This is a genomic window from Flavobacterium daejeonense DSM 17708 (assembly GCF_000425425.1).
GTDB lineage: Bacteria > Bacteroidota > Bacteroidia > Flavobacteriales > Flavobacteriaceae > Flavobacterium > Flavobacterium daejeonense.
This window is the reverse complement of sequence record NZ_AUDK01000010.1, coordinates 14,862-37,600: the sequence shown is the minus strand read 5'-3', so window position 1 is coordinate 37,600 and position 22,739 is coordinate 14,862. Positions and strand designations below refer to the sequence as shown.

Annotated in this window: 15 protein-coding genes and 1 pseudogene; 2 read left to right on the top strand and 14 right to left on the bottom strand. The window is 33.0% G+C overall.

Annotation, left to right across the window (positions count from 1 at the left end; translation table 11 throughout):
- Positions 1 to 197 precede the first annotated feature (197 nt).
- On the top strand, positions 198 to 374 hold the full coding sequence (locus tag H599_RS0108470) for a histone H1 (protein WP_026713732.1): 177 nt from the start codon (positions 198 to 200) through the stop codon (positions 372 to 374).
- A gap of 117 nt (positions 375 to 491) precedes the next feature.
- Here the strand turns inward: H599_RS0108470 and H599_RS0108460 are convergent, their stop codons facing one another.
- From H599_RS0108460 to H599_RS0108420, 8 genes are all read right to left on the bottom strand, one after another.
- Positions 492 to 2,573 (bottom strand): type IA DNA topoisomerase, encoded by a 2,082-nt coding sequence (locus tag H599_RS0108460; protein WP_026713731.1) that lies wholly within the window; start codon positions 2,571 to 2,573, stop codon positions 492 to 494.
- A gap of 20 nt (positions 2,574 to 2,593) precedes the next feature.
- Positions 2,594 to 4,039, bottom strand: a complete 1,446-nt coding sequence (locus tag H599_RS0108455) for a DUF3945 domain-containing protein (protein ID WP_026713730.1) — start codon at positions 4,037 to 4,039, stop codon at positions 2,594 to 2,596.
- Between the two features lie 78 nt (positions 4,040 to 4,117).
- A complete protein-coding gene (locus H599_RS0108450) occupies positions 4,118 to 4,432 on the bottom strand; it encodes a helix-turn-helix domain-containing protein (protein WP_026713729.1) in 315 nt (104 codons plus the stop codon).
- Positions 4,433 to 4,695: 263 nt separating this feature from the next.
- Positions 4,696 to 5,541 (bottom strand): RteC domain-containing protein, encoded by an 846-nt coding sequence (locus H599_RS0108440; protein ID WP_026713728.1) that lies wholly within the window; start codon positions 5,539 to 5,541, stop codon positions 4,696 to 4,698.
- A 600-nt stretch (positions 5,542 to 6,141) separates the two neighbouring features.
- A complete protein-coding gene (locus tag H599_RS0108435) occupies positions 6,142 to 7,197 on the bottom strand; it encodes a sugar phosphate isomerase/epimerase family protein (protein ID WP_026713727.1) in 1,056 nt (351 codons plus the stop codon).
- Position 7,198: 1 nt separating this feature from the next.
- Positions 7,199 to 8,344: a Gfo/Idh/MocA family protein gene (locus H599_RS0108430; RefSeq protein WP_026713726.1), complete on the bottom strand. Its 1,146-nt coding sequence runs from the start codon at positions 8,342 to 8,344 to the stop codon at positions 7,199 to 7,201.
- A 3-nt stretch (positions 8,345 to 8,347) separates the two neighbouring features.
- Positions 8,348 to 9,583 carry a nucleoside permease gene (locus H599_RS0108425; RefSeq protein WP_026713725.1) on the bottom strand — a complete coding sequence of 412 codons (1,236 nt, stop codon included), beginning with the start codon at positions 9,581 to 9,583 and terminating at the stop codon, positions 8,348 to 8,350.
- 3 nt (positions 9,584 to 9,586) lie between these two features.
- Positions 9,587 to 10,552 (bottom strand): sugar phosphate isomerase/epimerase family protein, encoded by a 966-nt coding sequence (locus tag H599_RS0108420; protein ID WP_026713724.1) that lies wholly within the window; start codon positions 10,550 to 10,552, stop codon positions 9,587 to 9,589.
- Positions 10,553 to 10,816: 264 nt separating this feature from the next.
- Here H599_RS0108420 and H599_RS21405 point away from each other — a divergent pair.
- Positions 10,817 to 11,032 (top strand): annotated as a pseudogene (locus tag H599_RS21405) (PcfJ domain-containing protein); the annotation flags it as partial.
- Positions 11,033 to 11,256: 224 nt separating this feature from the next.
- Here the strand turns inward: H599_RS21405 and H599_RS0108410 are convergent.
- From H599_RS0108410 to H599_RS0108375, 6 genes are all read right to left on the bottom strand, one after another.
- Positions 11,257 to 12,693 (bottom strand): MFS transporter, encoded by a 1,437-nt coding sequence (locus H599_RS0108410; protein WP_026713722.1) that lies wholly within the window; start codon positions 12,691 to 12,693, stop codon positions 11,257 to 11,259.
- An 875-nt stretch (positions 12,694 to 13,568) separates the two neighbouring features.
- Positions 13,569 to 14,375 (bottom strand): SDR family NAD(P)-dependent oxidoreductase, encoded by an 807-nt coding sequence (locus H599_RS0108400; RefSeq protein WP_026713721.1) that lies wholly within the window; start codon positions 14,373 to 14,375, stop codon positions 13,569 to 13,571.
- A 79-nt stretch (positions 14,376 to 14,454) separates the two neighbouring features.
- The gene (locus tag H599_RS19395; protein ID WP_155960764.1) at positions 14,455 to 16,746 is read right to left on the bottom strand and encodes a glycoside hydrolase family 3 C-terminal domain-containing protein; all 2,292 of its coding nucleotides are present in this window, start codon (positions 16,744 to 16,746) and stop codon (positions 14,455 to 14,457) included.
- A gap of 818 nt (positions 16,747 to 17,564) precedes the next feature.
- Positions 17,565 to 17,972: a hypothetical protein gene (locus H599_RS0108385; protein WP_051590684.1), complete on the bottom strand. Its 408-nt coding sequence runs from the start codon at positions 17,970 to 17,972 to the stop codon at positions 17,565 to 17,567.
- 104 nt (positions 17,973 to 18,076) lie between these two features.
- Positions 18,077 to 20,401, bottom strand: coding sequence for a TonB-dependent receptor (locus H599_RS0108380; protein ID WP_026713719.1), 2,325 nt, complete (start codon positions 20,399 to 20,401; stop codon positions 18,077 to 18,079).
- 545 nt (positions 20,402 to 20,946) lie between these two features.
- Positions 20,947 to 22,665 (bottom strand): family 43 glycosylhydrolase, encoded by a 1,719-nt coding sequence (locus H599_RS0108375; RefSeq protein ID WP_026713718.1) that lies wholly within the window; start codon positions 22,663 to 22,665, stop codon positions 20,947 to 20,949.
- Positions 22,666 to 22,739: the final 74 nt, after the last annotated feature.

Below are 22,739 nucleotides of genomic sequence, written 5' to 3'. Positions count from 1 at the left end.
TAATTTTTATTGGTTATATCTTTCAAAGATAATGAATTTTAAAATAAGAAAAAACACACTAATACCTTCTCTTTATTCTATACTTTCTGTTTTGATAAAGTCTTTATGAATCAATGTTCAATAAAATTTTCTTTTGTCTGGACTAAATTACATTTGAAATTATTATTTTTACTTCTTTCACTAAATAAAAATCTCTTATGAAAGAACTAATCGAAAAAATCGCTACAGAATTTGAAACATTCAAATCGGATGCAGAATTACAAACAGAAAAAGGAAATAAAGCGGCAGGAACTAGAGCTCGTAAAGCTTCTCTGGAAATAGAAAAGCTTTTAAAAGAATTTAGAAAATCATCTTTAAACGAGTCAAAAAAATAAAATCAAAATGGCTGTCTCATACCTTGAAACAGCCATTTTTTTTTTAATTTTATAATTCGGATCAAAACCGAAAGCAATCAATGAATTAACGCCTTTTTTTGGAATCAAAAGAATTCTCTATTTGCGTTTTTTCTTTTCAGGAAAAGTGAAAGTGGTTTGTCCTTTTTTATCCATTTCGATATAAGCGTCGAATTTTTTCCCTGATTTACTGGTCATACCTTTGAGGAGATTGGTTTTGCGTTTAGTTATCAAAGTTTCCAAGTCTAAAAAGCTTAACTGAACACCACATATATTTCGAAACTGTACCCAATTACAACTTTCATCTGGACATTTCATCAATTTATCTCGAATCACTAATTTCTGAATTTTACATCTTGGACAAATTAGTTCGGGTTGTTTTTCTTTTTCAACAGACAAAGCGAGTATTTCTTGTGTGATAGTCTTGGTATAATCTTCCATCCCTTTTTGAAATACTGTAACATCTACTTCATTGTTCTCGATTTTTTGCAAAACTAATTCCCAATCTGCTGTCATAGTAACATCAGCAATCTTTTTATCCTTCACTAATTCATAAACCTTTAATCCTTTTTCTGTAGGTAGTAAAAACTTCTTATGCCGTTTAATATAATCTCTTTTAAAAAGTGTTTCAATAATAGCTGCTCTTGTTGCCGGAGTTCCAATTCCAATTCCTTGCAAAGCCTTTCGCTCTTGTTCACTTTCAATCTGATTAGCTGCATTTTCCATTGCTCCTAATAAACCAGCCTCGGTATAAAGAACTGGTGGTTTGGTTTGTTTCTCTAAAACTTTCGCTTCTTTTATTTTTAACTCATCTCCTATTTTTAGTTCCGGTAAATCCTGAACGGGATTGTTATCTTCATCGATAAAACTTCCCTTAATAAATCTCCAACCTGCATCAATAATTTTACATCCTTTTAGTGAAAAATCATAATGTACCGCTTGTAATACAACATCCGTTATCTCTTTAATACAAACAGATGAAACTGCTTCTAGTAAACGATAAGCGATCATTTCATAAATAGCTTTCTCTTTTGCAACTAAAGCTGAAGGTATCCTTTCTGTAATCAACAAACCATGATGATCGGTTACTTTTAGGTCGTTAACGATACGTTTATTCAAACGTCCCCTTTTCATTTTAGGCACTATTTCTCGAAACTTGTCTATTTCTTCTAATATCCCTATTAAATTGGGAATTTCTCCCCAAATATCTTCGAGAATATATTTACTCCCGGTACGTGGATAACTGATAAATTTCTTCTCATAAAGACTCTGGGCAATAGTAAGAGTTTCTTCTGAGGAAAGATTCAATTTTATATTGGCCTCCTTTTGTAATGCTGTAAGATCAAATAATAAAGGTGGTTGTTCATTAACAATCTTTTTTTCAAATGTTGTTACCGTAGCCATTGCTTGACGTTGAATGAATTTCAGTGCATGATCAGCCTGTTTACTATCATCCCATTTGATTAAAGAAAGACTTTTGAAATCAATAAAATCCTTTCGATGTTCTAACTCAATTTGCCAATATTTCTTAATTGTGAATGCTTTGTTTTCCAAGAATCTTTTACAAATGAGAGCCAATGTAGGAGTCTGTACCCTTCCGAGCGAATAAACACCTGCTCCGGAAGCAATAGTCAAAGCTTGTGAGGAATTGATTCCTACCAGCCAATCTGCACGACTTCTTCCTCTAGCTGCAAGATATAAACCATCAAATTCCTTTCCTGGTCTCAGATTTTCAAATCCTTTAAGAATCGCTTTTTCTGTTAGCGAACTTATCCATAAACGCTCAAATGGTTTATTGCATTTAAGGTATTCATAAATATAACGAAATATCAATTCTCCTTCACGTCCGGCATCTGTAGCAACAATGATACTTTCACAGTTTTTTAAAAGCTGCTCAATGGTTTTCAATTGTTTCAATGCGCCTGCATCGGGAATATTGCTATTGTTTTCCTTTAGCTTACGCACTGTAAGTAAGAATGGATTGGGTAATATTGGTAAAGCTTCTCTTTGAAATCCTGTAATACAGTATTCTTCAGGCATTGCCAAAGACACTAAATGTCCAAACGCCCAGGTTACATAATAACCATTGCCCGTCAGGTAACCATCTTTTTTTTCAATGGCACCTAACAGGCTGGCTATTTCCCGAGCAACGCTCGGTTTTTCTGCAATTATTACTTTCATGTTATGAATGTTTACACTACTTAGATTTTTCGAGCTTTCGATTTAGCGGCAGCTTTTGGTTTTTCCTGTTTTTCTTGTTGTTGCTTACTGTCGGGATTATTCTGTGCAGTTTTCAAAGGTTCTTTGATTTTCTTAGTAGCCTCATTCGTTTTACCTTCGGAATTAACAGCAACTTGTGTTTTATTTTCTTCTTTGGGTTGCGCTTTCTCTTTCACTTTATTGGGGTTGTCAAAAGAAAAGCCTGTTTTTGCGGTTTCTTTATCGAAAGTAATGTAACCCTGATATTCCTTCCCTTTTTTGTCAATCAGACCACTTACATACACTGTTTGCCCCTCTTTGAACTTTTCATATTGTTGATCGTCTAACTCTTTTCCTCTGAAGATGCGTGGTGCTTCTTGTTGTTGAGTCCCTTTATGTTGTTGACTTTGTGATTGATTATTAATATGACCTCTGTCAAAAAGGAACTCTACGTAACGTTTATCTGCATTGAATTGAACAGAAGCATTGAACGGTTCTCCTTTTTTAGAAATCATACCCTCGATATATAAAGATTTTCCTTCTGCCAATGTCTGTTTTTGTTGTTCATTCAGCTTTATCCCCTTTATCTCATCGGGAATTTTGATAAAATCGGTACGAAGAGCAACCAGTTCATTAGTCAGCCTATCTACACTGACTATGGAAGGTATCGTTTCTCCTGTTTTGGGATTGGTCAAATCAACCACACGTCCCATGTTTCCGGTTTTGAGTAAATTGTCTTTATCTTCTTTGGTAAACTCATGACCAAAAAATGAAAAATTCAACTGGGGTTCTTTACGAATCCCATGGATAGCGACAATTACCTGACCTTCATCATTAGATTGAAGGGATAGCCTTGCATCCATACGAGTGACTGCTGTTCCTAAATTCAGACTTATTGGCACCAATTCATTTGTCTTATAGCCTTTTAACAATGGATCGAGTAGATTCATTTTTTCAAGGCGTTCTTTACTTAATCCAAGACTGGACATTGCGTTCCAATCTATCTGCTCTAACTTGTAACGGTATTCACCTGCTTCCGTTGTTGATTGTGTTGTTTCCATATTATTTTTGTTTTGTGATTTATAATCGGTTTGTATCTCATGTGCTGTAAATAGCTTTTCCCCAGCTTTAGTAGGATTATCAACTTCCTTTTGCATTTTATTGGCTATAACAATAGCATCCTTTGCAGAAACTCTAAAAAAGTTAAAATGGGTTGGGTTTTTTAATTGATGCAAAAAATTGCTGAAAAAATTGCTGAACAGATCGCCATGTTTATCGACTCTCATAAACTGAGTTTGATTCTTTTTATCAGGAAGTACTGTTTCTAATTCATTATTTTCTCCAAGACCTTTTACTGCCTTAATTTTATTTTCTCTTTTATCCAGTACCAACAAAATATCCGAAAATTGCTCTGGAAATTGTAGTCTATCTATATTTTTATCACTCATTACATCGGTATTAAAAATTTGTTTTTCCAAAAATAATTACATGAAATAGTTCTTTAACTAAATTGACTTACACTGACATTAGTTGTCTCCTTTTGTCTTTTCTTTTTTGAGTGGTGCATTAAAACTATCCCGGATAAACTGATGCACATCCGAAAGTTTATAATAAATTTTCCCACTGATTGTGTAATAAGGCAACTTCCCTGATGAACGATAACGCTGAAGTGATCGATTGCTAATTTTTAGCATCTGTAGTAAATCCTGGTTATCCAGTAATTCTTCTCCATCGATATTATTTCGTTTCTTTTGAGCATCATGTATATGTTCATTCAGGATATCGAAACGATCCATAATTCGTTCCATCCATGCTATAAATTCCATTCTATCTATATTCATACTTTTATTTTAACACATTACACAATTACTTATTGATAGCTGTACAAATTTGAAAAGTATGAGTGTAATTGTCCGCCAAGATATACCAATTGAAAATGAAGATTTTCTAAATATTATTCATTTTCATAATGCCAAAAAACAACTCTTATGTTCATATTATTCAAAGTATAAAAGAGGTGAATACGGATATGTCAATTGGTATTTATGGGCATAAAAAAACAGCGTGATAAAACGCTGTTTTTAATTATTAAGTTGTAATATAATTATAAATCCTTATCCATATATTCTTCCAATGCTACTTTAAGTTTATCTAGAAAAACCGTTCTTGAACCTGTTCTTTCTTTCATTCGATGAAAAGCATGATGAATGTCTCCTAAAGGAGTTCGAAATAAAATATGAAAAGCAAGACTAATTTTTCGAATTCCAATTTTCCCATGTGAAATTGCTCCTGAAACATATAAAGCATAAATCAGTTCAATAAGAGCATTTTTAGAATCTGTCCAAAAGATTTCCTTAACCGATTCTGGATTTTGCAAAATAGAATTTGAATTTGGATTTGGATTTGTTTTTTCCAACAGATACGTATAAAGCAGTTCGTTAGCAATGATTCGGGCTACTTTGTAATCATAATAGGTAGAAAAACTAGGATCTATTTCAAATACAAAACTATTGAGTCCATTATGATAATTTATTTTACCCAACATGAAATATTCCCTATCTCTATCTATCCTTCCTGAACGATAATATCTATGAAAATCTGAATTACAAATGTATTCTTTATATTCTAGCTTTAATTCTTCTAGTTCATTAGAAAAGAAATTATGATACATTTTTCCATCGTTTACAGGACATGAAGTCTCTGTTCGAAATACTTTATTGTAATAAATTAGTTTACCAAGTATTTGAGGTTTTATATTCTTAAAAAAGTTTATCTCTTCGGAATCATCTTTAAAACCAACTTTTAAAATTTGATTTTTTATTTTAGCTAACAATTCTCTTAAATAAGTTGCTATTTGATAGGATTCATCTATTAAATTTGTTGTTTCTTCTGAAACTTTTTTCTCAAATATTTTTATTTCGTCAAGTAAAGTATTTAAAGATTTTCTCATTGTATATCCTTATTTTTAATCTCTAAAAAAAAATATAGCTAAAACCAAAAAAATCAAATTTCTCAATCTATTATTCAAAAACAGACAAAAATTAAGACACTAAAAACAGCTATGTAATTAGAAGATTACATGGGTTAAACTTATTTTAATTATACAAAAAGTCTTGAATAACTTTATTTCGTTTAGTTAAACATTATAATTGTAATAACCTATAAATTATCTAACACAGTATCTAAAAGTTTATTGCATACAAAGTAAAAAAAAAACTACAATAAATTTAAATTAATAAACGATATAGAAGTTTAAATATTTTTCATCAACAAAAAAACAAATACTTCTTGTCTAAAATTTAAAAATCCTAGTTACAAAAACTTCAACTATACGCTAAATTAGTATATCCATTTCATTATTTTTTTCTTTCTTTCGTTTAGATTAGTTTCTTTACTTTTATTACAATTGATTAAACATAATCAGAACAAAAGAGTTACAAATAATTAAATTTTGGTTTGTTATTTTAAAAAGATTAATCAAAAATAAAAAGTATTAAAAATACTTTTACATACTGGCAAATTAGGTTTGAAATAGGATTAATATCAAGGCTTATTCTAAACCTAATATTTTTTTCATTTTTTCATGATCGGTTTCACCTCCTGCAAAATCGTCAAATACTTTTTGTGTAGCTTCTATAATATGCTTTTTGATAAACGGCACACCTTCTCTTGCTCCTTGTTCAGGACTTTTAATACAGCACTCCCATTCTATTACTGCCCATACATCACAACCATACTGTGTAAGTTTACTGAAAATACCCTTAAAATCGATCTGTCCATTACCCGGTGATCTGAATCTTCCCGCCCTGTCAGTCCAGTCTGCATAACCTCCGTACACCCCTTGTTTACCTGTGGGGTTAAACTCGGCATCTTTGACATGAAAGGCTTTAATAAATTCATGATAGTGGTCGATGTAAGTTAAGTAATCCAGCTGCTGCAATAAAAAGTGGCTGGGATCATAAAGCATATTTACTCTTCTGTGATTACCTGTAGCTGCCAGAAAACGCTCAAAAGAAATACCATCATGCAGATCTTCACCAGGATGTATCTCATAACACACATCAACCCCATTATCTTCAAAATGATTCAGGATAGGAAGCCATCTTTTTCCAAGTTCCTCAAACCCCGCTTCCACTAATCCCTTTGGGCGCTGCGGCCAAGGATAGAAAGTATGCCATAACAATGCCCCAGAAAATGTGGCATGTGTTTGAAGTCCAAGTCTTCGAGATGCAGTCGCTGCTTTTTTAACCGCATCTATTGCCCACTCGGTTCGGGCTTTAGAGTTATTTTTTACTGCCACGGGCGCAAAGTTGTCAAACATAATATCATAAGCCGGATTCACAGCCACAAGCTGCCCCTGCAGATGTGTGGATAGTTCAGTTATCTCTAAGCCGTAACTGTTTATTTTTCCTTTAAGTTCATCGCAGTAATCCTGACTCACCGCGGCTGTATCAAGGTCTATAAGCCAGGAATCGGATGTCGGAATTTGTATGCCTTTATAACCTAGCTCTGCTGCCCACTGGCACAAACCATCTAATGAATTATATGGCGCTGTCTTTCCTATAAACTGTGCAAGAAAAATACCTGGTCCTTTTACTGTTTTCATATTATTCTAGTTTTGTCCATGCAGCATTATTGCTATCGCTTTTTACAGCTGCGTTTATAAATTGTAATCCCCTAAGCCCGTCATAAACTGTCGGGTAATGCGAGCTACCCATAGTCTCTCCTGCTAAGATAAGCATTAAATGATGGGCAAAACCTCGATATACACTGGCAAAGGCTTCAAGATATCCTTCGGGATGCCCTGCTGGGATTCTTGAGAGCAATGCCGCTTCTGGATAAAGTCCATTGCCATTTGGCGTAAAGATTTTTTTAGGTTCATCAAGCCAACGCGTAATTAATTCGTTAGGGTTTTCCTGATGCCATTCTAAACTCCCCTTCTCTCCGTATATTCTAATTGAAAGGTTATTTTCTTCCCCAGCAGCAATCTGAGAAAATGACATCGTACCCTTGGCACCATTTTCCATGCGCAGCAGTATATTTCCGTCATCATCCAGAATTCGGCCTTGTCCAAAACGGCCAAGGTCGGCAGCTAGTTCTGTAATTCTTAAACCTGTAATAAATTCAGTCAGGTTTTCCGCATGAGTACCAATATCTCCAATAGCACCACCAAGTCCCGATTTTGCGGGATCAATACGCCAAAAATCTTTGGGACTTTCATTATTTTCCACAGCACTGGACATCCAACCCTGTAAATATTGAACTTGTATTTTTCGTATTTTACCAAAATCTCCATTGGCCGTCATCGCTTTGGCCTGAACTACCATAGGATGGGCGGTATAATTATGTGTCAGTGCAAATAAAAGCCCAGTTTGTTCAACTACACTTACCAAGTCCTGAGCCTGCTCAATACTTAAAGTCATAGGTTTATCACACACTACATGAAAACCGTTCTCAAGCGCCATTTTAGCGGGCGCATAATGCAGGTAATTCGGTGTAGTAATCGCTATAAAATCCATGCGTTCGCCAAGTGGCAGCTGTTTTTCTGCGAGTATCATCTCTTCAAAATCAGCATAACATCTCTCTTCAGGAAGATATAAGGCTTTACCGCTCTGTCTGGATTTTTCCGCTGAACTGCTAAATGCACCACAGACTAAATCTATCATCCCGTCTATCCCTGCGGCTTTACGATGAACATCTCCGATAAAAGAGCCAATACCGCCTCCAACCATTCCCATTCTTAGTTTTCTCATAGCTTATTGCTTATACTCTATTTTTTCATTTTTAAAAAAAAAGGAGAACAGTATAGTTACCACAACAGCAAATCCCGCAGGAAACAGCCATATAGCCTGCCAGTTGTGCCCACCAACTCCTTTGACGTATTTATACATATCGGTTATATAGCCTGCTACAGCAAATCCCACAAGCATACCCACGCCATATGTTGCTAATGTTATAAGACCTTGAGTAGCGCTTTTTTGATGCTCTCCTGCTTTAGAGTTAGTATAGATCTGACCGCTTACAAAAAAGAAATCATAACATACTCCATGCAGGGCAATACCTGTAATAAGCATAAAAGAAAATTCTCCTGCATTACCAAATGCAAATAAAATATAACGCACTGACCATGCCAGCATAGCTGCAATTAAACTTGCTTTTATACCAAAACGTTTAAAAAAAAATGGCAGCAAAAGCATGAAACCAACTTCAGATGCCTGACCAATGGTCATTTTACCTGTAGGATTCGCCATCCCAAGTTCTGACAAAAAGGGGTTGGCATTCTGATAATAAAAAGCAAGTGGTATACAAATCAGTATAGAGGCTATAAAAAAGAATAAGAAGTTTTTATCCGCTAGAAGTTTCAGTGCATCAAGTCCCAAAATTTCCTTCAGCGAAGATCTTTGCCTCAAAGCTATTTTGGGTGGTGTAGCCGGAAGTGTAAAACTATATACCCCAAGTACTGCCGAAGCGATTGCTGTTACTAAAAATGTATTCTTAAGAAGTCCCATTCTTATGGCAGAGGCAGAATCCCACTGAAATACATAGCTGATTGCAAGCCCTGCCACAATCCACCCAACTGTCCCCCAGACCCTAATGGATGTAAAATCGCGGGACGGATCATTCATCTGATTAAATGAAACTGAATTTACCAGAGCCAGTGTAGGCATAAAACCAACCATATAAACTAGCATATAAGGATAAAAAGTCTCGAAATTTTCTGCTTTAAAAAGCAAGTACATCAATACTGCGCCTGCCAAATGCAGTAAGCCAAGAATTTTCTCAGCATTAAAAAAGCGGTCGGCTACAAGACCAATGACAAATGGCGCTATGATTGCACCCCACGATTGAGTAACAAAGGCCATAGCACTTTGTGATCCTGTAGCATTAAGACTGTTGGACAAGTAGGTACCTAAGGTAACAAACCATCCTCCCCATATAAAAAACTCAAGGAACATCATCAGTGATAACCTTGCACGTATTTGTATTTTCATCAGTTATTTCAATTTAGCTGCCGCATTTATTAATAATGCTTTTGTAGCTTTAATTCCGTCTTCTTCGCTCAAACTATCACCCTCATATTCTATACCTATCCTCCCTCTATAACCTGCATCTTTTACGATCTGCAGCATCTTTACATAATCTATAGTGGTTTCATTGCCTGTAGCATCAAAATCAAAAGTCTTGGCGCTAACGCCTTTAGCAAATGGCATGAGTTCTGCAACCCCTCTGTATTTATCATATTCTTCAACACATTTATTGTATTCTCGTTTCAAGCAGAAGTTGCCAAAATCAGGTAATGTACCACAGTTTTTTAAATTAATCGCTTTCATAACCTGTGTAAGTTTATCACCATCAGAGGATAAACCGCCGTGATTCTCAACAATTACATTTATTTTGCTTTTGTCGGCATATTCAGCAAGCCTGCCCAAACCATCAACCGAGTTTTCTTTCCATATCTCAAAATTTTCCGCTCTGCCGGATAAATTTACCCTAATTGAATGACAGCCCAGACCTGCAGCGGCATCTACCCAGCGAGAGTGATTATCAATTGCATCTTCGCGAAGAGCCTTGTTTGTAGATGCAAGTCCGCCCTCATTGTCAACCATAATCAGCACATTGCTAACCCCGTTGTCAGCACTGCGGTTCTTAAGCTCCTTAACTAATTTACTGATAGATGACGTAGTATTACTGCGGTCTATGGCGTAAAGCATACTTACATATTCAACAGCATCAAAGCCTAGTTCTCTGGCCTTATTAGCAAAATCAAGCGGGTCTAAAACCTTTGAAAGGATGGCTTTATGTAGTGACCATTGTGCCAGGGAAATTTTAAAAAACAAGTCTTTTTTAATCTGCGTTTCATCCGGTAAATCAAAAAAAATATCTAATGGGTTCATAATTGGTGCCAGTCCTAAAGTTAGGCCGAACTTACCCGTATTTTCAAGAAAAGATCTTCTATTCATAATATGTACTTTTTTATAGTGTTATTTATAATTGAAATTTAGAAATATAATCTGCCAACATATACTGCATATATTTACAATACCCCCTAACCTATGCTTCATTTTGAACCTAATAAAGTGTTCTTGTTGTTTTCAAAATTTTAACAACTTAATATTAAACAGTAGTTGTATTTTTTTTTAATAAACGGATTCCATAATTTTTATACATTTTAATAAAATTCCGTAGCTGACGCTTTAAATTATGATCATTCAACAAATTCTACAAGCCATAATTTGAAATATATGCTGAAAAAAAAAACATTTTTCGGATTGACCTTTTCAGACAAAAACATCACTATAGCTGTATTAGAAAATGTACAGGATTTTATGAAAGAGAGAGACACTGTAAGCCATTGCCTTTTTACAAATGAATATTATACAAAAAAAGATTCGCTAATTCTATCCGCCCGCATAGAGGGGTATCCCTTTAGGAATCTTTGAAGTTTCATTTTCTAAAATAGAAATTATTTAATGCTGAGGTCTGAAAAACAAAAACTCAAAACACCATAAAATGATTCTAAATCTTATGAACAAAAATCTACATCAAGTTCGTTCACAATTAAAAAAACTGAAACAAGAAACTGTATAAAAAACCCAAAACCTGAAATAAATTTCGGGTTTTACGTTGTCACACGCATCAGATACTAAAATGATATTCTAATATCTTAATGTCCTCCACTAATCTTTTTGTCAAAATTTATGCCCTGATGTCTTAAAATACCACTTACTTTCCATGCATAAAATATCAAATAAGAAAAACATAAAACACCTACAATATAACTGTTTTGAATTCCAATGTTCTCAGAAACAAAACCTTGCAGCCAGCTAATTATTCCACCACCACAAATCATCATAATAAGGAAACTACTTCCCTGACTAGTATGTTTACCCAGGCCGCTTACTGCTAAAGTAAAGATACATGGCCAAAGTGTACTACAAAACAAACCAACACTCGTGAAGGCATACACGCTTATAATTCCCGTAGTTAGCATTCCAGTCATAAGAGCCAAAATTCCTAATCCAGAAAAAATAAGTAACATTCGGGCAGGATTTCCTTTACTTGCCATGTCAGCAGCAATTAAAACCAAAATAACCACTCCATAAATATAGAAAGGAGTTAAATCATGGTTAGCGATTGCATTTACACCTAAAAAAACACCAAAAGCTAAATAAGGTGCTACAAACCTCAGTATATTTAGAATATTTAAATCATCAGTAAAAGCTTCCACAGCTCCTGTCCATCGACCTATCATTAAACTAGCCCAATATAATGAGATGTAAGGTGCTATGGCTCCAATAGTGTACCCTAAGTTATTTTCCATATAAGAAGGTAAATTACTGGCAGTTGAAACTTCAACTCCTACATATAAAAAGATAGCAAGCATTCCCAGAATAAGTTGGGGATAATTTAGTGCAGATTTTTTTGTTGAAATGCTATCTTCTGCATTCTCTTCTATCGTTTCTGGATGTTCTGGTAAAGCAGAAAATTTTAGTAATACAGCGACGACCAAGAAAGCTAGTCCAAGTATTAAATAAGGTAGCTTAACACTTTCAACACTCAAATCGGTATTTTCAGTTACTGAAGAACCAAAAATGGCAAAACTAACAATTAAAGGTCCAATTGTTGTTCCAAAATTATTAATTCCACCTGCCAAGGTTAATCGTTGAGAACCTGATTTTATTGGCCCTAAAGCAATAGCCAATGGATTAGCTACAGTTTGTTGCAATGAAAAACCTAAGCCTACGATAAACAGACCGGCTAACATTAACGGATAGGATTCTGTATTAGCTGCAGGATAAAATAATAAAGTACCTAAGGCAGAAATTACCAATCCTAATGCTAATCCATTTTTATAGCCAATTTTATTTACCAAGTCTTCTTTTATTATTACCGAAATCCCCATATAGATTAAAGAACCTACCGTATAAGAAATATAAAATGCAATCGATACAAATTGACTTTGACCTTGAGTTAAATCAAATGCTTTTTTGAAAACAGGAATTAAAATATCGTTGCTGGCTGCAACAAATCCCCAAAAAAAGAAGACAATTACTAAAGGTATAAATTGTCCCCATTGGGTTTGTGTGTGTTTTAAAGTCATTATTGTTGTATAATTTTAATTAATTATGTTGTTATTTATTTTTCAAGTTCTACAATTCCATTTGGTTTAGCCATAGCTCTTTTATGATATTCTAATACTTCTAATCCCAATTTATTCAAGTTTTATTAATTATATATTTCTCACAAAATGATTATTTAATTATTCATTTCTTGATTACTGTTTGATTACCTTGTTTTATACTAAATAAACACCTTATGAAAAAAATTGTTTTGGATTTATAATACAACTTTTAAAGAACCATCATTATAAAAACAATCCAAAGTTTTCCCTCTAAATTTTTGTTTGACATTTCCAAAATCTATAAAAAAGGAGCTGAAATTTTTAAAAAAAAGTAATCCGATGAATTCATTAATACAAATACTATTTTAACAATAACAAAACCATTATTTAATTTTAACTAACTAATTAAAAATTTATGTAAAACGATATTCACCGGATATTCTATCTCAAAAAAATGGTTCATTAAGGAAATAAACCCACAAATGTTAAATATTTAAATTCACTACAAGTTAATTATAAAACATTCGATCTTTGTTTAAGATTCATTATAAAGTAAAAAAAATCCATTTATCAAACTTGATTTCTTGATTTTGACGTTACAGAAATATCTATTTTTCTTTATGACAATAAACATCAAAGTCTTGAAAAACAATAAGATTCTAAATACATAAAAAAGTAATCCGATGAATGAATTTGTTAAAACACACTTTTTTTGATTGTAAAAACCAACATCTGATTGTAACTAACCACATCAATCATATAAAAAGGGATTCACCGGATACTTTCTATTCCATATTATTCATGACATTTTAGATAGTTTTATTTTTCAAAACGCCATTTTGCATTTTCCTAAATTACTTTAATATTTTATTCATCTGTTTACCAATAAAATCAGATGCGAACCTGGCATTAATACGGTACAATAAATTCATCATAATTGCATCCTTTCCTATAAAAATACGCTCTTGATTTTTTTCTATTTTATCAATGATTTTTTTAGAAGCATTTTTTGGCGACAAATTAACTCCTGATTTCTGAACTTTGGCATCTCCCAAACCTGGCATCGTAACACCTGAATTCTGCATAATATTTGTGCCAACTGCTCCTGGAAAAACAACAGAAACCCTTACATTTGTTTGTTTAAGTTCTTGCGCTAAACCTTCAGTCATCAGTTTCACTGCTGCTTTAGTTGCTCCATATATAGTTTGACCCGGAACCGGTAAAAAACCTCCCATGCTGGATATATTTACAATATGAGCTTCTGGACGTGTTAGAAGATGCGGTAGAAAACTTTTAGTTATATAAATAGTCCCTAAAAAGTTTACTTTAAATACCTTTTCAATTGAATCATAACTTAAATTATTTAAATCTATAAATGGTTGAATAATACCTGCATTATTAATTATCCCATCTATAAAACCAAGCTCGTTAATTATTGTCTCAACTAGCGTTTCAACTACTTCTTTATCAGTTATATCAACTGGATATATTGAAAGAAAATCCGACCATTCAGAAGCTAATTTGGCTGTTTCTTCAAGTGCTGATTGATTTACATCAAGCGCGACTACCTTTGATCCTCTCTCAAGCAATTGTAGAACCAATTCTCTTCCCATTCCATTTCCACCACCTGTTACTACAATTACTTTACTTTTAATTTTCATCTTTTATAAATATCATTTTACTCCTTATTCAGAAATGTTTGCAACTACCCTACCTAAATTTATTTTATAAATTGGATATCTATTTTTGTATTTCAACAAACTTTTCTGTTGGATTCAATACATTGTTTACCTTTTCAACAATCAATTCTTTATCAAGTGTAAATAAAAAATTTTGCAAAATATTTTGACTTGAATTTCCTACTCTTACAGTATAAATACCGCTTTCTGCAATCCAGGCTAATCTTTTTTCATCAATAGAGGCCAAATCTTTTGGAGTAAGAGTAATGGTCACTTTTTGACGCTGTCCGGGTTGTAATAGATTTGTTTTTACAAAGGCTTTAAGTTCTCTTTCTGGCTTATGCATTGATTTATGAGGAGCCGAAAGATATAATTGCACTACTTCCTTACCTGCTACTTTACCAGTGTTTTTTACATCAAAAGTTAACTTAATTGAATCAGAAAAATTCTTCTTATTTGATTTAATTTTTCCAATACTAAAATTAGTATAGGACAAACCATAACCAAACTCGTAAGCCGGCTTAACATTAAAAGAAGTATTATATCTGTAGCCAACATATATTCCTTCATCATAAATAGCTTGTTTGGGTCTTTTCTCTCCTCTTCCAGGGAAGGATTCCACTGATGGCACATCTTCATAACTCATTGGTAAAGTAATAGCTAAATGTCCAGATGGACTTACTTTTCCAGTTAATACATCTGCAATTGCATTTCCAGCTTCCTGACCTGGCAACCATGTAAGCAAAATTGAATCTACTTTATCTCTCCATGCTGCTACATCTACTGCTGCATCAATATTTAGCAATACAACTACTTTCTTGTTATAATCATGAAAGGCTTTCGAAACACTTTCTATAAGCTGTAGTTCAGAAGGTTGTAAATAATAATCTTTTTCTACATTTCTATCACTACCTTCACCAGCGTTTCGAGATATCGTTATTACTGCCACTTCTGCACTCTTAGCAATTGCTTCTAACTCTTCATTTGTAAACTGTTTTTCGTCTAAAAGTTTTTCAATAGCTAACAAACTGGAACGCTTAGGTCTTTTTGCTTTTTCAACATCAATATGCTTTTTATATAAATCTGTTAATTGTTCATCAAGTTTACAATTTGTATTTAATAAACCTTCAGAGATCGAAACTTTATAAGCTTTATAGACCTCTCCACTACCAGTACCACTTATATAAGTATCGTATGAACCATTACCAAATAAAGCTATTTTATTATTCTTTATTGGCAAAGCCGAGTATTCATTTTTAAGTAAAACTAAAGATTCTGATGCTGCTTTTCGGGCAATTGCTGCATTAGCCTTCAAATCAGGATTATTTGAATTTTTATATTGATTGAATGTAGGCGTTTTAAGAATTAAGTTCAGAATATTTTCAATATTTCTATCTAGTATTTGAATATTAAGTGTGTTGTTTTCAACAGCGTCTTTTATCGCTGAATATTCAGTATCTTTTCCGGGCATTAACAAATCATTACCTGCTCTTACTTGTTCTGAAGGTTGTCGCCCTCCAAACCAATCCGTCATGACAATCCCGTCAAAACCCCATTCCTTTCTCAATATTGTTGTTAATAAGTCATAACTTTCAGATGTATAAACACCATTCAATTTATTATATGAACTCATAATAGTCCAGGGTTTGGCATTTTTAACAGCCATTTCAAAACCTCTTAAATAAATTTCACGCATTGCTCGCTGTCCAATTACTGCATCAACACTGTAGCGGTTGGTTTCTTGATTATTTACTGCAAAATGTTTAACCGATGTTCCTACTCCACATGATTGTATCCCTTGAACCATAGCAGTTGCAATATTACCAACCACAAAAGGGTCTTCTGAATAATATTCAAAATTCCTACCACAAAGTGGGTTTCGTTGAATATTTATTCCGGGAGCCAATAAAATATCTACACCATATTCAAGCACTTCATTTCCCATTGCCTTTCCTACTTCTTTCACCAAAAAGGTATTCCAAGTAGAACCCAAAGCTGTACCTGTAGGAAATGCTGTAGAGTAGTATCTCTTGGGATCATTTGCTCTAAGTGTATCTATCCTTAATCCTGCCGGACCATCAGCCATATATACTGATGGAATACCCAGACGTGGTATTGCAAAAGTACTTCCCGCAGCACCTGGCACTTTACCATCTATTCCACCAGCAACTGGACCAGTTTGATCCGTATTACCTCGCATTCCTGTACCACGAATAAAATTTATTTTTTCATCTAAGGTCATTGCGGCAATAACATCTTTTATATTAGATTTTCCTAATTTAGGGAGTGTTTTTTCTTGTGAAAAACCTATTTTAACTGATAATAATATTGCAATTAAGAGGTGTGATTTCATTAACATTTAATTTTTTAGTGTATTATAAAAGACCAATAAATATTGATCTCATTAATTCAAAATGAGACAAATTAGATACATTTGAATTCATTAAATCTCAAAAACTGTTTCTGATTATTAGTCCTCGTAATTTTAGACGTACCTTTTTATTTTTTTTATGAACAATAAAAAAATAAAAAACTTACATTTAAAACAACTAGGACACTGATTATCAACAAAAACAGGATTTTTATAGTAGTCAATTTTCTTTATATCTTGAATGATAAAAAAGAACTGATCCAGTCTATGCGCTTCAATCAAAATGAATTTCAAAAAAAAATTATGATTCTTAATTTAAAAAGGATTGATTTGACTTCTTAATAACATCATTACTGAAGTTACTAAGTAAATAAGCCCAACAATTAGATAGCTTTTATCTTTCAATTCGAGTGATTACATTCCAAATTATAGCTTTCTAAAGATTACCAAAAAGCCCCAAGAATAGCTTACTATAATTTTCCTTTAAGATATGAATTTCAATAGCTCCTCTCACATTAATCACTTCGACAGCATCTCAAGTTGCGGGTTTTCTAATATCGACTTACAATTTTCATAATTATGAGCTTTATATGATGAAAAGTCCATCATTATCCAAAACTTTTTTAAATACTGTTTGAAATAGAAATAACTTTAAAAAAGAAGTCAATCATTTATTTTAGAAAATAATTGAATAAAGAATTTAAAACAAATTAGAAATTACAAATTAAAATTTGTTCAATTTTAAAAAAAGTAGTTCCTGCTTTTATACAGGAACTACGATAGTATTATAATGTTAGATCCTATTTATTTTCAATAATCTTTTTTCCCTCTACATCAAACATGTCATTCATACTACCAACTAAAGATGTTTCATCCTTTTTATCAAGATACATAGGAACATCCCATCCGCCGCCAATAAATCGAACTGCTAAGGTATTTCCCTTAATCTCTGCTTTTGTTAATTTAAGCGTTTCTGCAGTACCTTCATTACCTATGGTTCCGCCAAGAACACCATCTGTTTTAGTAAGCGTCAGTATCATAACACCATCTCCTGATGGTAAACCAAATACATCTAATTTCCATTTACCAATAAAATACTGCTCCATAGGAGTTAAATTTGTATCAGTTGCTGGAGCAGTTTGCGCATTGGCGGTAAATCCTGCAATTAATAGAATTACCATCATTAACATTTTACTAATTGTTTTCATAATTTTAAAATTTAAATATTTATTATTTGTAACGATTTTATTTTATAGTCAAATACGACTTTATAACTACGGAGAAAGACAGAGCCCTCTCCGCAGCTTATACATTAAAAACTAAACTTAGCTGTAAGCTCAATTGTTCTTGGACGAATTCCGCCTGCTACAACCGTGCGACCAATATATGGAGTTGCGTCTGTAATTTGGTCAGCACCAACAATTGCTCCCTTTACACCACTTTGACCAAGAAAATTAACAACCTGTAATTTTAAATCAAGACTTCTATTTACATGATAATCAACACCTCCAAAATTTTCAATCCATCCCTTATAATTAAATGCATTTGTTGGATTTGCTGCTTGTGGGCCAAAATATCTTAAACTCAACCACAATCTCACATCGCGCTTAAACATGTAATAGCTAGGATCAAACTCCAACAAGAACTTAGACAATTCCGGAATAGTTTTATTATTGTATGAATAATTAGTACCAAAAATTGAATAAGAATAATTTCTATACTCTGGTTTTTGGAACGTCATCAAAAAGTGTACGTTAAAATTCTTAAATGGATTTGAAATAATATCTGTTGTCCAACCTGTTGTACTAATATCATAAATAATTGGGGCAACGATTTGTGTCTGACCTACTGCATTGTAACCAGTTTGAGACGTAACAATATTATTTTTACTAATATGAGTAACTTTAGATACAATACTAAACAGCTCACCTTTATTCCAATAAATACCTCCACCGTAGTTAAGAACATTTAAACTAATATCTTTGGGGATCGATGTTACAGCTCCTGCAACTGGAAATCCTTCTGCATCTCTTTCATTATAATCCCAATAACGAGAATAGGAACTATTATAAACAACATCAGCAAGAAAACCAAAGTTATTAGTTGCTTTCGCTACTATATTTCCAGTAAAAACTTTATTCAAGTGATTTTTAGTATCTTCAACTAATGGTCTGTCCATTACAAACTGATTGATATATTGATCATGAATTTCATTGTTATTTTCATTTTCTAATCGAATACCAAAACCACCATTAAATCTTTTATTAAAGACAATATCATCAGAGAAATACAAAGCAGCCTTGTTTATTTTTGACCTTGAATACCCACCAATACCTGATGATGGTAGTAATCCATTTTGCGTTACTTTTGTCTTAACTCCTGGCATTCCATAAGCTGCAAGATCCATATACCAGTCAAGTAATTTAGGTTGTGCTTCGACTGTTTGATAATAAATACCTCCATGACTTGTTATAGGCGCATTATAATATTGATATGTAAAGCCTCCTCTTAAACTGTGGTTTTTAATTTTATGTGTTAACTCCAATCGTGTTAATGAAGTAGTAATATCTGTTTGAGGATAATATTGTGCAGCAACCATTTGAGCTGACCCATTGTAAACATTATCAGTATCATAATATTTAAAAACGTCTCCGCTAGCCTCTTGCTGATCTGGTTCTTTTATATTTAAACTAATAGGATATTGCAAGGTAAATGCCGCTTTTGATTTCATAAACATAGTAGAATAATCTAACTTCATTTTATTCGCAAATTTATGTTCACCAGTGAAATATAAAGTTCTAGAAATTGTTTTAGTAGCTTTATCACTCATTAAATTAGCAAATTTTGCTTCGCCGGTATTATAATCATTGTAAGGAAAAATACCTGAACCAAGGATATAACTATCTCCACCTAATTTAAAATTATCTAATTCTGATGTTTTACCATTACCATCATACCTCAGTGGCGCATAAGCTCCAAAAATAGCTCTGTCTGCCGCTTGTTTATAAAGCAATTTAAAAGACCCTGATTTATAGCGCTTTGAAATCCCTGCTTTATAAAACTCACCTCTGTCTGCCCATTCTGTAAAACCATAATGGTATCCACTAACTCGGTCATGAACCTGATTCATCGCAAGAATATACCCCCAACCTTTTTTTCCCATTGGACCGGTAATAGCCACATCATAATTGATACTTCCAAAACTTGAAGTATAAACTGAAGCATTACCTTTAAACTTCCTTCCCGGATCACGATCAAATGAGGTTACCATATATCCAACTTTTCCAAAAGTCAATGCACCGTCAGCAAAAGACATTAGACCTATACGACCAATACTACTATCATAACGCCACGTTGACATTGGCATCTGCGTCCAAAACGTATAAACAATAGGCACATCATTTTCACAAATCAATACATCTCCTGCAAAAGGCAATCCAATATTCAACTGTCTTGGACTTGAAGAACTCTCCGCACTCAACATTACATTTCTGTTTTTAACCTCCTTTGAAACCACCGTAGTGTCCGATTTCTGTTCTTGGTTCTTACTAACTTCTTGTGCCATTACTACAGCACCATTTCCAAGCATCATTAGCCCTAGTAAATAGCTTTTGATTTTTTGTTGGTTTGTTTTCATAAATTATTAAAAAATTTGGTTAGATAATGTTTGAATTAAGTTTTAGATCAAAATACAAGGTTTAAACCTAAAATATATGAATCAAAAAACACAATTCTATTACGTAATTATAACGCAATATAAAAACTTTTCTATTACGTGCAATACACGCAATAAAAAATAAGGCTGTTTTTTAACAAAAAAGCACAATAAATAACTCTATTCTTACAAATGAATAACACATAATTAATAGCATATATAAAAATGAGATTTGCATATATTAACCTAAATAATTACATTAAATAAAAAAATACTGCTCATTTTTAAATCTATAGCAATGCTAAAAAAGAGAGATCATACACTAATAGAGTCAAAATGAAACTATCTTAATAGAATTTTGGTATAAAATCATTCATTGTCAGATAGTAATTATGAATTCATAAATGCAAAAAAAATAGAAAGAATACATAGTTTTAGTTTATGCATTCTTTCTATTAAAAGCTATTATCATCAAAACAATAGCCCTCTTAAAGATTTGAACTTCACATTTAAAGTTCTAAAAATCTTTAATTACCAAAAATAATCTGCTTCCCTTTAGTGATTCCAGATTCATTAAAAACATCAATACTATAAAAATATTTATCATCTTTATTTAATCCTGTAAGTTCTACCGAATCTCCATCATAAACCATATACGAAGAATACAATTTATTTTTGTCCCCCCCCCACTTTACTACATAACCAGTAGCAGAATTATCTCTTGTCCACTTCACCAATGCTTTTCGTCCATCATTTACATTTCTTTCAATTACAATATCCTTAGCGTCTTTCGGTTTCTTACCCTGTTTTAAACCAAATATTCGTAAATCAAAAATTGAAAAATTACCTTGAGGTACTCTAATGTTTTCAACTTTTATGTATTTAGCCTTAACAGCTTTGTCCAATTCAATGTAATCATGACAAGCATCTTTATCATTATTACTTTTATCAACAATTAATTTCCAATTTACCTCATCATTTGAGGCCCAAATTTTATAACAATATTGAAGGTTTGTACTTTTTGAATTTAAAGTTGACGCACCCTGATCGGCAAAATTAACCTGAATAGCATTGACTATTGACTTATCGTCGAGTTCAACAGATAACCATTCGCCACTATCACCTGATTGAGCAGACCATAAGGTTTTCAAATTTTCATCAAAGGCATTAGCTATTTCAAATTTTGGATCTTGTGAGGATGCCTTAGCTTTCTTTTTATAAGACAATAACATCCAACCCCTGAATAAATCTTCCTTTTCAAAATTCACCTTTCTTTTAGGAACAATCGTAGGGTAATCACCAAAAGCGGTAAAGGTGCGCAAGACACCATCTTTATCAAAAGCAGCTGGAAACAATCCTATTCGTCGTTCAAAAGCATGCCTTAGGGATAAAGTAATATTTGTTGCGTGCCAATAATTTCCATACTTATCTTGGAAAGTAGTTCCGTGACCTGTACCAGTTGTAAAACCACCTGGCTTATATGAAAATGGACTATAGTTTTCATATTTATAAGGCCCAAAAGGAGAATTAGAAGTATAGACCCCATTCGCATAACTTTTATATTGTGTACCACTTGACGCGTATTGCAAATAATATTTATTATTAAATTTATTTACCCAAGATCCCTCAATAGCACCATTAACATTTTTTTCATTATTTTCTCCTGGCACTTCCCATCCATGTGATGCAGGATTGTGCTTAATTAAATCTACAGGGGCACCTTTTGGCAGCATATTTTGATCAAGCTCAACTACCTTTAGCGGTATAGTATTAGAGCAACCATAGTATAAATAAAGTTTGCCATCTGTATCTTTAAAAAAATTCGGATCATATAACATAATTGGGAAAGGCTGAGACATTGGCTTCCAATTGTCTTCCAAAGGATCAGGATTAAAATAGATAGTACTCGGTTTTTCTGAACTTGCTACAAAATACACTGTATTGTTATATTCAATAACTGTAGGTGCATAGTCACTTATAGGCAAAGTCTTTGATGAAATAAATTTCCAATCTAGCATATCATCAGAATACCAATATCCACCAGATTTTGAAGCAAATAAATAGTATTTGTCCTTAATTAGAATAATATTAGGATCGGCACCTTCTCGAAAGGATTGTTTTCTGAAAGGATTCTGGAACATATAATTTATATTCACAGGACTACAAAATGTTTTATTTTGAGCTAAAATCTCAACATTTAGGTGCAAAAGCGCAATTAGCACCATATATTTATAAATACTTTTCATATTATTAGTTTTTAGAAAAAAAAGCTGTCCTTACATCCATGAGCTATCTAAAGACAAAGAAACAAGCTGTTTTT

Coding starts and splice junctions, on each gene's coding strand:
- H599_RS0108470 (WP_026713732.1), top strand. CDS start 198: ATGAAAGAACTAATCGAAAAAATCGCTACAGAATTTGAAACATTCAAA.
- H599_RS0108460 (WP_026713731.1), bottom strand. CDS start 2,573: ATGAAAGTAATAATTGCAGAAAAACCGAGCGTTGCTCGGGAAATAGCC.
- H599_RS0108455 (WP_026713730.1), bottom strand. CDS start 4,039: ATGAGTGATAAAAATATAGATAGACTACAATTTCCAGAGCAATTTTCG.
- H599_RS0108450 (WP_026713729.1), bottom strand. CDS start 4,432: ATGAATATAGATAGAATGGAATTTATAGCATGGATGGAACGAATTATG.
- H599_RS0108440 (WP_026713728.1), bottom strand. CDS start 5,541: ATGAGAAAATCTTTAAATACTTTACTTGACGAAATAAAAATATTTGAG.
- H599_RS0108435 (WP_026713727.1), bottom strand. CDS start 7,197: ATGAAAACAGTAAAAGGACCAGGTATTTTTCTTGCACAGTTTATAGGA.
- H599_RS0108430 (WP_026713726.1), bottom strand. CDS start 8,344: ATGAGAAAACTAAGAATGGGAATGGTTGGAGGCGGTATTGGCTCTTTT.
- H599_RS0108425 (WP_026713725.1), bottom strand. CDS start 9,583: ATGAAAATACAAATACGTGCAAGGTTATCACTGATGATGTTCCTTGAG.
- H599_RS0108420 (WP_026713724.1), bottom strand. CDS start 10,552: ATGAATAGAAGATCTTTTCTTGAAAATACGGGTAAGTTCGGCCTAACT.
- H599_RS0108410 (WP_026713722.1), bottom strand. CDS start 12,693: ATGACTTTAAAACACACACAAACCCAATGGGGACAATTTATACCTTTA.
- H599_RS0108400 (WP_026713721.1), bottom strand. CDS start 14,375: ATGAAAATTAAAAGTAAAGTAATTGTAGTAACAGGTGGTGGAAATGGA.
- H599_RS19395 (WP_155960764.1), bottom strand. CDS start 16,746: ATGAAATCACACCTCTTAATTGCAATATTATTATCAGTTAAAATAGGT.
- H599_RS0108385 (WP_051590684.1), bottom strand. CDS start 17,972: ATGAAAACAATTAGTAAAATGTTAATGATGGTAATTCTATTAATTGCA.
- H599_RS0108380 (WP_026713719.1), bottom strand. CDS start 20,401: ATGAAAACAAACCAACAAAAAATCAAAAGCTATTTACTAGGGCTAATG.
- H599_RS0108375 (WP_026713718.1), bottom strand. CDS start 22,665: ATGAAAAGTATTTATAAATATATGGTGCTAATTGCGCTTTTGCACCTA.